The 13,788-nt window shown below is 58.6% G+C and carries 12 protein-coding genes; 10 read left to right on the top strand and 2 right to left on the bottom strand.

What is annotated here, in order from left to right:
- The first annotated feature begins 5 nt into the window (after nt 1-5).
- Nucleotides 6-1,382: a TIGR03013 family XrtA/PEP-CTERM system glycosyltransferase gene (locus GWR55_RS11250; protein WP_162402347.1), complete on the top strand. Its 1,377-nt coding sequence runs from the start codon at nt 6-8 to the stop codon at nt 1,380-1,382.
- Nucleotides 1,379-2,563, top strand: coding sequence for a glycosyltransferase family 2 protein (locus GWR55_RS11245; RefSeq protein ID WP_162402346.1), 1,185 nt, complete (start codon nt 1,379-1,381; stop codon nt 2,561-2,563). Before GWR55_RS11250 ends, GWR55_RS11245 begins: the two co-directional genes overlap by 4 nt.
- A gap of 108 nt (nt 2,564-2,671) precedes the next feature.
- Here the strand turns inward: GWR55_RS11245 and pelF are convergent, their stop codons facing one another.
- Complete coding sequence (gene pelF / locus GWR55_RS11240) at nt 2,672-3,742, bottom strand: GT4 family glycosyltransferase PelF (protein ID WP_162402345.1); 1,071 nt, start codon at nt 3,740-3,742, stop codon at nt 2,672-2,674.
- Nucleotides 3,743-3,945: 203 nt separating this feature from the next.
- Between pelF and GWR55_RS11235 the strand changes: the two genes are divergently transcribed.
- From GWR55_RS11235 to GWR55_RS11220, 5 genes are read left to right on the top strand one after another with little or no spacing between them, the layout of a single operon-like run.
- The gene (locus tag GWR55_RS11235) at nt 3,946-5,859 is read left to right on the top strand and encodes an HAD family hydrolase (protein ID WP_162402344.1); all 1,914 of its coding nucleotides are present in this window, start codon (nt 3,946-3,948) and stop codon (nt 5,857-5,859) included.
- Nucleotides 5,846-6,100, top strand: coding sequence for an acyl carrier protein (locus GWR55_RS11230; RefSeq protein WP_162402343.1), 255 nt, complete (start codon nt 5,846-5,848; stop codon nt 6,098-6,100). Before GWR55_RS11235 ends, GWR55_RS11230 begins: the two co-directional genes overlap by 14 nt.
- On the top strand, nt 6,101-7,177 hold the full coding sequence (locus GWR55_RS11225) for a hypothetical protein (protein ID WP_162402342.1): 1,077 nt from the start codon (nt 6,101-6,103) through the stop codon (nt 7,175-7,177).
- Nucleotides 7,158-7,292, top strand: coding sequence for a hypothetical protein (locus GWR55_RS19445; protein ID WP_255490417.1), 135 nt, complete (start codon nt 7,158-7,160; stop codon nt 7,290-7,292). Before GWR55_RS11225 ends, GWR55_RS19445 begins: the two co-directional genes overlap by 20 nt.
- Nucleotides 7,293-7,309: 17 nt before the next feature.
- Complete coding sequence (locus tag GWR55_RS11220; RefSeq protein WP_162402341.1) at nt 7,310-8,596, top strand: MBOAT family O-acyltransferase; 1,287 nt, start codon at nt 7,310-7,312, stop codon at nt 8,594-8,596.
- Between the two features lie 13 nt (nt 8,597-8,609).
- Here the strand turns inward: GWR55_RS11220 and GWR55_RS11215 are convergent, their stop codons facing one another.
- Nucleotides 8,610-10,079, bottom strand: coding sequence for an O-antigen ligase family protein (locus GWR55_RS11215; protein ID WP_162402340.1), 1,470 nt, complete (start codon nt 10,077-10,079; stop codon nt 8,610-8,612).
- A 277-nt stretch (nt 10,080-10,356) separates the two neighbouring features.
- On the opposite strand from GWR55_RS11215, the gene GWR55_RS11210 reads away from it, so the two are divergent.
- Genes GWR55_RS11210 through GWR55_RS11200 form a run of 3 tightly spaced genes read left to right on the top strand, consistent with a single transcriptional unit; the run spans nt 10,357 to nt 13,786 of the window.
- Nucleotides 10,357-11,310, top strand: a complete 954-nt coding sequence (locus GWR55_RS11210) for a hypothetical protein (RefSeq protein ID WP_238398357.1) — start codon at nt 10,357-10,359, stop codon at nt 11,308-11,310.
- Nucleotides 11,307-12,623 (top strand): glycosyltransferase, encoded by a 1,317-nt coding sequence (locus tag GWR55_RS11205; RefSeq protein WP_162402338.1) that lies wholly within the window; start codon nt 11,307-11,309, stop codon nt 12,621-12,623. Before GWR55_RS11210 ends, GWR55_RS11205 begins: the two co-directional genes overlap by 4 nt.
- The gene (locus GWR55_RS11200; RefSeq protein WP_162402337.1) at nt 12,620-13,786 is read left to right on the top strand and encodes a glycosyltransferase; all 1,167 of its coding nucleotides are present in this window, start codon (nt 12,620-12,622) and stop codon (nt 13,784-13,786) included. Before GWR55_RS11205 ends, GWR55_RS11200 begins: the two co-directional genes overlap by 4 nt.
- Nucleotides 13,787-13,788: the final 2 nt, after the last annotated feature.

Genomic DNA, 13,788 nt, shown 5'->3' with positions numbered 1-13,788 from the left:
TTGCGATGATTCGCCTCTTCAATGTGTACTATCCGACCCGCACCATTGTTCTGCTGATGTGCGAGGCTCTCATCGTCAGTGGATCGTTTCTGCTGGCCACCAAGCTGGTCCTGGGGCCGGACACCTATATCTGCCTGAACTATGAGTACGGCCAACTGAAGATTGCGGCGCTTACGGTTCTCACGCTGCTGCTTTCCTATTACTTCGATCTCTACGAGCCTCAGAGGATCTCTGAGCGCTGGGAGATCTACTTTCGCCTTCTTCTGGTTCTTGGTTTTCTCTCGTTTCTATTATCCGCACTGGTTTATTTCTTCCCCCAGATTGACATTGCGCGTTACGTTCTCCTGCTTGGCCTGATGTTCCTGACGCTTGGGCTTGTCATCTGGCGCAGCATGTACGAGTGGATCCTGGGCAGGGATATCTTTCGAGAGAGGGTATACGTTCTCGGTGGCGGAGACCGGGCGCGCATGGTCGTCAATGTGCTGCGTCAGCGGAAAGATGCAGGTATGGAAGTCGTCGCCTTTGAGGCGATGCCGACCGACAGAGAAGAGCGCAAGACAGCCGTCAAGGCGACTCTCGAATCCTTTCGCGGCTCCTCCAGGGGAGTCGATCGCGTCGTGGTCGCCCTTGAAGACCGGCGTGGCGAGCTTCCATTGCGTGAGTTGCTGAAGCTGCGTTTCGATGGCGTTGTCATTGAGGAAGCAGGCTCCCTGCTCGAACGCCTCACCGGCAAGCTTTATCTGGATGGTCTGCGGCCCAGCAACTTCATCTACAGTGAAGGCTTCCGCGTCAGGCCATCACAGCAGCTTGCTCGCCGCATCGTCTCTACGCTGGCAGCGGCAATCGGCCTTCTGCTCTTCCTCCCTTTCTTTCCTTTTGTCGTGCTCGCCGTGCGACTCTCATCGCCCGGGCCCATCTTCTTCCGCCAGACCAGGGTTGGCATGGGCGGCAGGAACTTTATGGTAGTCAAGTTCCGCACCATGCGGACGGATGCGGAGGCCTCCGGCGCCAAGTGGGCCAGCAAGGATGATCCACGCGCAACAAAGATTGGCCGCTTCATGCGGAAGACGCGCATCGACGAGGTCCCCCAGCTCTGGAATGTTCTGCGCGGAGACATGGGATTTGTCGGGCCGCGCCCGGAGCGACCTGAGTTTGTGCCGTGGCTTTCAGAGAACATCCCCTACTTTGACCTCCGCCACATGATCCGGCCGGGTCTGACCGGATGGGCACAGGTGCGATACGGCTACGGCGCAACCCTTGAGGAAGCCCGCGAGAAGTTGGAGTACGACCTCTACTACATCAAGCACATGACTCTGGGCCTGGACCTCCTGATCATGTTTGAGACCGTCAAGACGATCCTGCGCCGAAGGGGTGCGCAATGACGACGCTGTTCTGTGTCTCTCTGGCCATCATCGCGTATGCCTATGCCGGGTATCCGATTGTGATGTACCTGCTGGCTCGACTCTTTCCCAGACCATGGAAGCAGGCTCCTTTCGACGCTCCCGTAAGCATCGTCATGGCTGTCCACAACGGCGAGGCGCGAATCCATGCTCAGCTCGAGCATCTTCTTTCGCTCGATCCGGCTCTGATCAAGGAGGTCATCGTCGTCTCCGACGGCTCCACCGACGGTACGGTCGAGGCACTCCAGCAGAACAGCGATCCTCGTTTGCATACGGTTATTCTTCCCGAACAGGGAGGCAAGGCGACTGCGCTGAACCACGGCATCTCTCAAGCGACCGGCGAGATCCTTCTGTTCGTCGACATCCGTCCCACGATCGCCGAAGGCTCTCTCCGCAAGCTGCTCAGCAACTTTGCCGATCCATCCGTCGGCTGTGTCGCAGGCGAACTGGTCCTGAACACGGACGGCCACGACGCTGCGGCTTCCGCCGTCAGTGGCGTCTACTGGCGCTATGAGCAGTGGATTCGCAACTGCGAGGCTGCGTGGGACTCTCCCGTCGGTGTCTATGGCGGTTTTTATGCGGCACGCCGCAACCTCATCCGGCCCTTTCCCGATGGTCTGATCCTCGACGACATGTTTCAGCCGCTCTCGATTCTGCGGCAGGGCTATCGCAGCGTCCTTGACCGCTCTGCCATCGTCTACGACACCTGGCCGGGAAAGGTCTCCGGAGAGTTCCAGCGCAAAATTCGCACACTTGCCGGAAACTACCAGTTGTTTGCGGAGGCTCCCTGGACGCTCGGACCAGGGAATCGGGTCCTCTTCCAGCTGGTGTCTCACAAGGTGACGCGGCTGCTCGTGCCGTACTTCTTTGTCCTTCTGCTGTTCAGCGCAACGTGGCTGGGCTCGGGATCTTTGTTGTGGAGTGTGATGGCTGCCGCTCAGTGGCTCTTCTGGCTTGCCGCCGCCGCTTCCCTGCGGGTCAGGCTTCCTGTCATCCACCGTATCGCCTCCGCGGCAGGCGCACTGCTGGTGCTGAACGTGGCAGCTGTGGCCGGACTTTACAAATTCATCTTTACTCGCGGTCCGTTATGGAAGATATGGTTGCCGAAACCGGCTGCGCTTGCTGCCGGACTGCCGATGGAGCCAGGGCGGGAGAGTGTATGAGGAATGCCACCGACTGCCTTTCACTGTTCGCCCGGAACTTGAAAAGTAATTTGTGCAACTGATTTGAATCTGCTGCTTTTTCGCTAAAGGATGACAGTGTTGTTCGCTTCAGGATGGCCGGCTGTAGAGCTCTATGTAGGATGCGTCCATGCGCTCCAGCGTAAAATTTTGCTGGTAGGCCTCCCTGGCGTTTTCCGCCAGAGCGTGCCTGCGGTCCGGATCGGACGCAAGCTGAAGGATCGCGCCGGCCATCGCCTCAGGATCGCCCACGGGAGTTGCAAGACCGGCATTGGAGTTCTTCACGACCTCGGCCATACCTCCTACATCCGTCACGATCGCCGGAACTCCCACGGACATTGCCTGGAGCAGCGACATCGGCAGGCCCTCCGACACGGAAGACATACAGTAGAGGTCTGCGGTGCGGAAGAAGCCCGCAACATCCAGCCGTTCGCCCCAGAAGGTGACGTTCTCGCGAATTCCCAGTTCCGAAACCAGAGAGTCCAGGTGGTCGCGCTCTGCGCCATGTCCGACGACCCACAAGTGCAGGTCCGGCACGCGCTGAACTGCGATTGCCACAGCGCGAATGAGCGTAGAGAGATCCTTGATGGGAGCCAGTCGGCCGACAAACAGGAGTGTGAAGCCACTTTTTGCAGGACAGCTCTCTGCAGGAGTGGGAGGGACCGGATCGACGCCGTTGTAGATTCTTACGATCTTGTCGCGATGGGCTCCCGGGATGCGTTTCAGATTCTCGCAGGTGGCATCGCAGATGCCGACTACCCAGTTACAGAATCGTGTGACGAAGTTGAACGCTCTCTCCTCACTTGGATTGTAGGGAGGGGCCACAAGGCTGTGTCGCGTGGAGAGAACGGAACGCGTACCGGTCAGCCGCGCAGGAATCGCGGCCTGCAGGGTCGGAGCCGGATTGTGGCAATGAACGACGTTGGGCCGAAGACGCCGGAAGGCCTTTATAAACCGGAGAAACGTCTTTGCGAAGGCGGCTTCTCCAAGCACCAGGACCGAAAAACCTTCTGCGACAAGCTGTTCGCCAAGTGTTCCGAGGTTACTGTAGGCGATCACCGAGACGTCATGGCCGTGCTCTCTCTGCAGGCGGCACAGCTGAGCCACAAGGATCTCTGCGCCACCCATCTCCAGGCTGTAGACAACGTGAATGATCTTCATGCAGGGCCATGCGTCCGGCCAAACAGGAAGCCGAGCGCTGAAATCGTTAAAGTGAACCTACACCATACTAACTGGTGCATTCGTGCTCGAATGCATAGCGATATTCTGACAACATTCCTTATATCGGTTTATTCCGGATGTCTGCCCGGCGTGCACGCTACAGGCCTCCGCTCCAGAAGAAACTTCCAGGGGAGCAGTGTTCTATGAATAGTGAAGCAATCCTTGCAGCGCCGGGTTCTAAAGCAGGTCCTGAAGATGTTCGTGAGCTTCTTGCGGCGCGCTCCGCGGCAGTCTGGCCGGCGCTTCGTGCGGCAACCCGCGCGGCCACGGACTTCAGTACCGTCCTTTCTCTGGCAACGGCTCGAAAGAAGGCGGTCAAGGCAGGCATTCCCGGAGGCGGTGACAAGACCATCCGCCTGGCGATGGCCGGGGGCTCCAGCCTCTATCCGCTTCACGAGCTGATCCAGCAGATGATCGGAGCCGCTTCTTCGTCCGGCTGGTGGGACACGGAACTGTGGAAGGGTGACTACGACAACTACATTGCGGAGATCCTCGACCCGGAGAGCGAGCTCTACACCTTCCGCCCTGATGTCCTCTTTCTCATCCCTTCCATCCAGCGGTGCGTCTACCCTGGTCCCCTGACCGATCCCCCGCAGCAACAACAGGCCGAGGCATCGAAGATGGCGGCCGATCTTCTGGATCTCTGTCGGGTAGTCCATGACCGCAGCGGAGCCGAGGTTATCCTCGCGAACTTCCTCCCCGCAGCGGAGTTCGATCCCGGCTCTTTCCGCGTGCGGACGTGGGGTTCCAACTGGAGCTTCCGCAAACTGGTCAATCTGGAGCTTGGCATTCATGCTCCATCTTTCGTTCACATCTGTGATGCCGAGTTTCTCGCCACCCGCAGCGGCGCTGCCGACAGTCATGACCCGAGAGCATGGTTCGAGACCAAGCAGCTTTACTCGTCCGACTTTTCCGTAGAGATTGCGCGGGAGGTCGCCAGTCTCGTCGCATCACTGCATCGCCCGTCCAAGAAGGTGCTTGCTCTCGACCTGGATAATACGCTCTGGGGAGGCGTGATCGGCGACGACGGCATGACCGGAATTGAGATTGGAGGGACGCATGCGCGCGGCGAGGCGTTCAAACAGTTCCAACTCGCCATCGCATCGCTGGCTAAGCGGGGAGTGGTCCTGGCGGTCTGCAGCAAGAACGACTACAAGAACGCCGCCGAGCCCTTCGAAAAGCATCCCGAGATGGTTCTGCGACTGAAAGACATCGCCAGCTTTCAGGCCAACTGGGAGCCGAAGTCCGAAAACCTGCGCCGCATCGCGCAGGAATTGAATCTCGGCCTCGATTCCATCGTCTTTGTGGACGACAATCCCGCCGAGATCGAGATCGTCAAACAGTTTGTGCCGGAGATTGAGACGATCTGGCTGGGACCCGACCCGGCTGAATATGCCACGCAGCTTCTCAACTGCAGGCTCTTCGAGCCACGCTCCATTACCGCAGACGACCTCCAGCGCGGCGAGCAGTATCAGCAGCAGGCAGCGCGTGCCCAGGCCATGAGCTCCGGGACCGACATGGAGTCTTACCTCAGCTCCCTTGAGATGCGCAGCGTCATCAGCGAGTTCACCCCCGTGGACGTGCCCCGCATCTCCCAGCTCATCAATAAGAGCAATCAGTTCAACGTAACCACGCAACGCCGGACAGAGGCTGAAGTCGAAGCGCTGATCTCCGATCCTGACTACTATGCCTTCAGTGTCAGGCTGGCGGACAAGTTCGGAGACAACGGTCTCATCTCCGTCGTGATCGTCAGGGTAGAGGGCGAGACGGCAGTCGTCGACACCTGGCTGATGAGCTGCCGCGTGCTCAAGCGCCAGATGGAAGATGAAGTCGCTAACGAGATTGTGCGCCTGGCGCAGCAGCGTGGCTGCAGCACCGTCATCGGACACTACATCCCTTCGGAGAAGAATGGAATGGTGCGCGATCTCTTTCCGCGAATGGGCTTCTCGCTCATCGAGGAGACGCCCGAGCGTGTTACCTATCAGCGAACCACCAAAGATTACGAACCCACAAAGACACATATTCAAATAGACCGGAGAGCATATGACTCAAACTGAAATTCTTGCCAAAATGCAGACTGTCTTCGACGACGTATTTCTCGACGACGTAAAGGTGACGCCCGAGTTGAGCGCCAAGGACGTGGAAGAGTGGGACTCGCTTCTGCAGATCTCGCTGGTGCTTGGCGTCGAGAAGGCTTTCAACGTACGCTTCCGAGTGGGCGAGGTCGAGGCGACCAAGAATCTGGGCGAGTTTGCCAACCTCATTCAACGCCGTATGAATGAGAACGCGAAGGCATAAATGTTCCCCGCACTTTGGTCGAACCGCCATGCGGTCGCGCTGATCGTTGTGGTCGCTACGCTGCTCAGTCTTCCTGTCCTGATGTCGGTGGCGGGTTTGCCTCCGCGTGACCGCGTCTATACCGGCATTCGTGTCGAGACGGGCACGGGCCCTTACGATGAGAAACAGATCTTCGAAGACAAAGGTCCCGTCGACATTCTCTTCGTTGGCAGCTCGCTCATCGTGCGCGGTGTCGATGTCGATTACGTGCAGCAGCAGCTGAGCGCCCAGCTTGGCCGTCCGGCAAAAGTCGCGCGACTTGCGCTCAAGTGGCAGGGGCTGGACATGCAGTACATGCTGATGAAGGACTTCCTGGAGCACCGTCAGGCAAGGCTCGTCATCATGGATATGCCGACGCTCGCCCTGATCGGAGACTCCCCCCACATTCAGGCGTATCGCTGGATGCGTTGGGGAGAGTTCCCGCAGTCGACGGAGGGCCTGCCGTTTCGCAGCCGCGTTGCCATCTATGGCGCGGAGGTGCTTGGCTCACCCCGGCAGATTGTGAACTATCTGCGGCCCAATCACCGCATCCAGGATCCCCATCTTGTCGTCACGCTCGGCTCGCAATCCGAATACGGCGCTGTCGGCTATTACGGTTCAACCTTCGTTCCTGAACCCCGGACTCCGCCGCAGATTTCGGTGGACTCGATCTACTCCCACGGCAAGAATGATCCCAACTTCGACTTCGATGGTGTGCCGCTCGGCCCCTATCACCGGCATTGGGCACGTGCCATTGGGGACCTTGCCCGGAAATACAACGTGCCGTTTGCCTTGATCCACATCCCGGAGGATACCGAGAAGGGAATGACCCGCGTTCCCGAACGTATGTACTGGCCCGCAGTGATTGGTCTGCCCTCGACTCCCGTCCTCGGAATTCCCTCGGCAACGCTCTTTCGCAATACGCCTCCCGATGAGGTCAACAACTACTACTACGATCAGCACTTTAACGACAATGGCAGAGAGCTTTTCACGCGCGCGATGACGCCTGCCATCCTCGATCTCTACAAAAAGGAAGCCCATGGCTCTACCGCCCAATAAACCGAATCCTGTCCTCGTCGGCGTTCTCTTCGCTCTCTGCATTGTGGCGATCACACTGACCCTGTTCATCACACCCGAGTCGTTGTCGGTTAACCTCGTTTACCAGGCCTTCTAAAAAGGAATAGTTCTACGATGCCGCCCGGGCTGACCCATTTTCTGTCCAACTCACTGCTGCTTGTTACTCTCACGGTTCCGTTTCTCTTCTTCCCGATTGCGGCGTGGGCTGTGCTGCGCTGGTCCCCGGACCGCTGGAGGATGCCTGCCTTCGCCATCGTGAATCTGGTCTTCGGGCTGGCCGTGTGCCTCTCACGCGGAACCTATGGTGTGCGTCTCCACGATGTGAAGCAGTACTTCATCTTTTCGACGGCCATGTTCGGGGTATACGTCCTGCTTGTCGCGGTACAGTATCTGCTGCTCGGCAAAAAACTGGGCACGTGGCTTCCCCTGTTCTTCCCCATCCTCATGCTTGCGGTCGTGAAGTACGTTCCCAGGCAGTGGACCCAGGGGTTTGTTCCCGCGCCGTTCTCCAACAAGGTCTTTGCCGATTTCTTCCTCGGCCTCTCCTACATGGCCTTTCGGCTGAGCCACATGGTGCACGAGATTCGAAACGAGATCGTCCCCATGCCAGGCTTTTCGGAGTACCTCTCCTTCGCCTTTTTCGTGCCGACGCTCTCCATCGGACCCATCAATCCCTATAGCGCCTTCCATAACTCACTGACAAAGCCCGACCGTTCGCTCACGCCCATCGGACGCAGCTGGGCCCGCATCCTGATTGGTCTGACGAAGTACGTCTTTCTGGGCAATCTCGCCAACCAGCTTACTTACGATGGCCTGCTGGCCGATGGGCTCCCTCATCACTGGATCGATTTCCCCATCGCCGTGGCCGGTTACTGTGCCTACCTCTACCTGAACTTCTCGGGCTTCTGCGATCTCGCAATCGGCGTCTCCGGCCTTCTGGGAATTCACGTTCACGAAAACTTCGACCGCCCCTTCAGCAAACGCAACCTGCAGGAGTTTTGGGCCCACTGGCACATTACCCTCACCGATTACATGCGCGATATGGTCTTTGTGCCCCTGTCCAAATCGCTCGTGCGCCGTTTCGGACCTGCTTTAGCACCGCACTGCATCGCGCTCGCCATCGCCATCGTCTTTGTCCTGATGGGAATCTGGCACGGCGCAGGCCCGACCTTCGTCATCTACGGTCTGTGGCACGCCGTTGGTGTAGTAGCGGTCCACTATTACACACTGTTCCTCAAGAAACGGCTGGGTAAGGTGCGCTATGCGAAGTATCGGGAGAACAGGATCATCTATCACATTGCCAATGCTGTGACGCTGGTCTATTTCGCACTGGGACTGATCCTGGTCGCTAACTCCATGCACGGCCTCAAGCTCATCTTCAACGCCTTCCGGCCCATGTAGCAGGGGGCCGTTCTTAGCGGACGCCTGCCAGGTGCTGGAAGCGCAGCATCAGGTAAACAATAAAGATGAGTCCTACCGAGCAAATGGCGGAGTATTGCGCCACCTTAAAGGACGGCATGCGGACCGAAACTATATTTTGACGGAGTGCCATGTGATAAATCACCTGGACCATTCCGCCATAGATGAACAAAGTCATAACGTAGGCGCGGGAGAGGAACCATCCTGCGACGAAATAGCCGATGAGCGACACCAGCATGAGCTGTGCCAACCGACGAATCTCATCCACGGAAGGAGTTTGCTCCTCTGTATCATCAGCCAGATACAGAGGAATCGCTGCCGCGTTCCTCTTGGGTGCTTCCAGTGTGGCTATCGATCCCATATCGTTGGCTACGGATAAACTTGCTTCTTGCCGCGCCAATGGCATGGTTGGGATATCGCGCCGAATACCCGTCGCGTGGGCGAAAGAGAAGGCATCGTCCTCGGAGACATTCTCTTTCTTCTCCTGTGAAGAGAGGATGGCATCACGGAGGGTAGGAACAATAAACGCCACCCACCAGAAGAGCCCGAACATTCCCAGTTCTGCAGCGCATACAACAACGGTATTATGCGCCGTGATGAAGAAGTATTCTCCGAACCGGCTGAACCCTACTCCAAAGAGGGGATGACTCTTCAGGAGGTCGATTCCGACAGCCCAGGCCTCCATGCGCCCGGCTCCGGCTTCCATGGAGACATCTCGCCCACCCGACCATCCCACAACGGAGGTAAGCACAAAAAAACCGCCGGCGATCATCGCGGCAGGAATCGTGCCGATCTTGCGCCGTGAGGCAAACAGCATGACAGCCATGAGAGCGACGATTCCGCCACGCGAATGCGTCAGGTACATGCCGAAGACGAGCCATCCCACTGGAAGCAGAACGAAGAGAACGTTCCGGGGGAGACTCCCTTTCTTCCACAAAAAGAACATGCAGGGAATCAGGCTCACCATGACCTGGGCAAAGTCATTTGGATCGTTGATAAACGCCATACCGCGCAGGCGATAGATGTACCCGCCCTCTGTGCCCTGTGGCATCAGGTATGGATTGGCGAAATCGCCCGCCCGCAGTGCCATATAGCCCCTGGCAATGGTGAACGCACAGACGACAAAGAGCGTAAGCGCCAGGAACTGCAGATGTCTCTTCGTCCGGAAGTTGACGACCACAAGGAAGAACGCGAACGTATTCGGGATAAAACCGAGCAGGGCTGGAAGAATGGATCCCAGCCATCCGGTCATCACCATGGAACAGAAGACCGCGAAACACATGCCCGTCAGCGCGTAGGTCTGCGGCATGCTGAGGAGCTTCGACTCCTGGATGCGCGGAAGGGACGCAACCAGGGCGAGGAACGCGATAATGATCTCGATGTGAAACTCGTAAAGAGAGCCCCAAAGGGTCTCGGGACCGAGATACGCCGTCAGAATGTAAAGTAGCGTGAGGAAAAGTCCCATAAAATAGATACTGCAGTCCCAAGTGCAATCTTAGTGCATCTGGCATACCCATGATCAGAAGAAACAGCGGGCCCCGGGCATATTCCTGTTCTGAAGCCTGCTCTGTTGTCTTAGGATTTTACCGAGCTGAATCATAATGAACCTTCCCCGTCACGCAGAGTTATGGTTTCCAGGGTACTTCCGCGACAGAACAAGGCGCCTGATTCAGCGGCCAAAGGTCCGCCGTCTGTGGGTCGCCATCACAGACCATTACGAGCCTCTTTGCCAGAAGGTCTCCATGGAAGTTGCTCTTCAGCGTGTCGCGCGATGGCAACATCTGTGGCCGCGGATTGCCGATGCTGCGCCCCGTGACGCTCAAGGCAAACGCCCCCGGTACAGCTTTTTCTATCCGCAGGAGGAGTATAAGGCCGAGCTGCTTCAGCCTCTTGCAGAGATGACACAGCAGGGAATCGGAGACGTCGAAGTCCACATCCACCATCGCGACGAAACCCCGGAGAGTTTCATTCGCAAGATGAGCGACTTCTGCCGCTGCCTGCGCAACGATCATGGTCTGCTCAACGATCATCGCGGCCGCATGGTCTTCGGCTTCATCCACGGAAACTGGGCATTGGACAACTCGCGCCCGGACGGGCTCGACTGCGGCCTGACGGGCGAGATCGAGCTGCTGCGCGATCTCGGCTGCTATGCCGACTTCACCATGCCCTCGATTCCATCTCCTACCCAGGGCCGCATCGTCAACCAGGTTTACTGGTGTACTGGAACGCCCGGGCGTCCCAAGGCCTTCGATCGCGGCATTGAAGCCAGTGTGGGAGGGGGTTCGAGAGGCGACCTCCTGATGATTACAGGTCCCGTCGGTCTGCGGTTCCGCAAAGGGCGCGCGCCGCGCGTCGAGATGGGCGAGATTGCACATAACGATCCTCCGACGCTGGAACGGGTCCGTCTGTGGCTCGATCATGCCCCGCTCGTCGGAGACGAGATGTTCCTGAAGGTCCATACCCACGGGGCGCGGGAAGATAATGCCGACGTTCTGCTGGGAACGGAGACACGCGCCAGCGGACTTGCAGAGATGTTCCGCTGGCTGCATGAGGAGACCGGGCGTCGCGGTATCGAGCTGCGCTGGGCGAGCGCCTACGACATGTTCTGCGCCATTGAAGAGTTGACCGGCCCCCTCAGTCCCGGCTCGCGTCTCCCGGAGATGGCTGGATTCCCTTCCGGAGTCCATCAGCCTTGAACCTTCTTCTGATTACATTCTCCTTTCCGCCTGCAGGTGGTGTCGGTGTCCTGCGTGCGCTCTCGCTGGCCAAGTATCTGCCTGAAAACGGTATCCGGGTAGATGTGCTTACAGCGCGCAATGCTCCCGCCGTGGGCAAAGACCTCAGTCTGCTTCAGCAGGTACCGTCCGAGGTCCAGGTGCATCGTACGTGGACTCTCGATCTTCCCTTCTGGCTTCGCAAATCGGTTAAGAAGGCGATCACTGGAGGGAAGGCCCAGTCCGCTTCGCAGTCTTCTTCCAGAGAAAGAAATCCGCTGAAGCGATGGATTGGAAATCTTCTTCTGCCCGATCCCCAGATCGGCTGGCTTCCGTTTGCACTTCCAGCAGCAGCCCGCATCATTCGTGAGCGGTCTATTGACGCTGTTCTGATTACGGTCCCGCCTTATTCCAGCGTGAAGCTGGTGACGAAGCTTCGCCGTCTCTTTCCCGATCTCCCCATCGTTCTGGACTTTCGGGACGAGTGGCTCAGTACGACGATCGATCTTGTAAGCTTCAACAACAACAGTCGGGCAAGAAAGATCGCCCAAAAGACCGAGAGCGAAGGGGTCCGCCATGCTACCTCGGTCGTCATGGTGACGGAGGCGGCACGGCGCGAGCTTCAGGCAAGGTACCCCAACGTCCCGGCGGAGAAGTTTCTCTGTATCAACAACGGTTATGATGCCACCCCCCCGACCGAGCAGACCTACTCACACCCCGGCCAGGGGCAGCAGATCGTATTGACCTATATCGGAACGGTCTACGGCTCTACCGCTCCGGGTACGTTTGTCGAAGCTGTCCTTGCCCTCTCGCCTGAGATTCGGTCGCGGCTGCGCGTACGATATATCGGTCATATCGAAACCCCGGCCTATCGGGAGCAACTCCTTTCCCTGGGAGAGACGATTGAACTTAAAGGGTTTATCCCCCAGGCGGAGGCTCTGGCCGCGATACGGAATACGGATTATCTGCTCCTGATCACCCACGACCGCATCAACGTCGCTGCCAAGTTTTACGACTATCTCGGCGGAGGAAAGCCGATCCTCGCCGCAGTTCACCCGGACGGCGACGTGCGACGCCTTCTGGAGGAGACGCATTCGGGGCAGTGGGCCGACTCAGAAGATCCCCTGGCGATACGCAGGATGCTGGAAGAGGCAGTTACCTCCTCCGATCGGGCGGCAAAGCCCGATTTAGAGCGAATTGCAGCGTATCACCGGCGTCCCCTTACCGCACGATACGCCGCCATCCTCAAACAACTGGTCGAGGACAAGCAGAAAAAGGTGAAGGCACTCCCATGAGAGTTGCCGTCATCACCCGCTATTTCCCGACCTCCCACGAGCCGTGGGCCGGGCATTCTGCCTACCAGACACTGCGTATCCTCGCCAAAGAGTGCGAGCTGAAGGTCTTCTACCCTGAGTCGCGCTATCCTCCGCTGCTCACCCCCGCCAGCCGTGCCGGCCGCAGCATCGATTTCAACCATCGTGTCGAAGGGGTCGATGTCGAATACCTGCCGTACCCTGCGCTTCCCGCAATCAGCCGGTCGCTGAATGGATTTTCCGCCTCCCGCAGCATCCTTCCCAGCGTGCGCGCCTGGCGGCCCGACATCATCCTCAACTACATCGTCTATCCCGACGGCGACGCCGCCCTGCGCGTTGCTCGGGCGCTCCGGATTCCCTTTGTCGTCACCGCAATCGGTTCCGACCTCAACGTAATCCCCGATCCTGTTTGCGGCTGGCTCACGCGAAGAGTCCTCAGGACCGCGGACCACACGATCACCGTCAGCGGCGACCTGCTGAAGACGGCTCGTCGCCTGGAGGCTCCGCTGGAGCGCAGCAGCGCCATCCTTAACGGCTGCGATACCAGCATCTTCCACCCGGACGACCGCTCTGCCGCCCGCAGCTTTCTTGGTCTCCCGCCTGACGCAGAGGCTGTCGTCTACGTTGGCCGTCTGGACATGGCAAAGGGTTTGGGAGAGCTGATCGCCGCAGTCGCGCAGCTGCGGGAGCGGCGTCCCCGGCTGCACGCCTGGATCGTAGGAGATGGACCAGCCCGCCAGCAGCTTGCTCAGGCAGTCGTCGAGCATCGCGTGGAAGACAGGATCAGCTTCGTTCCATCGTGCTCGACCGACAAGGTGGCCGCCTGGATGGCTGCCTCCGATCTGATCACGCTGCCGAGCTATCGCGAGGGCTGCCCGAATGTAGTGGTTGAGGCCCTTGCCTCGGGCCGCCCCGTCGTAGCCACCAATGTGGGGGGAATTCCCGAGCTGATGGACGATACCAGCGGCCGCCTTATCCCCGCCCGTGACGCTCAGGCGCTCGCCGGCGCGCTCGACCAGGTGCTCTCACAATCCTGGCAGGCGGAAGAGATTGCCGGACGTCACTCGCGAAGCTGGGCCGATGTCAGCCGAGATGTAGCGGAGGTTCTGTCCCGAACCTTCGAGCGGAGCCGCTCTCAAAAATAAAG

Source organism: Edaphobacter sp. 12200R-103, from assembly GCF_010093025.1.
GTDB lineage: Bacteria > Acidobacteriota > Terriglobia > Terriglobales > Acidobacteriaceae > Edaphobacter.
The sequence above is the reverse complement of the archived record's forward strand: the minus strand, read 5'-3'. Positions and strand labels throughout refer to the sequence as shown.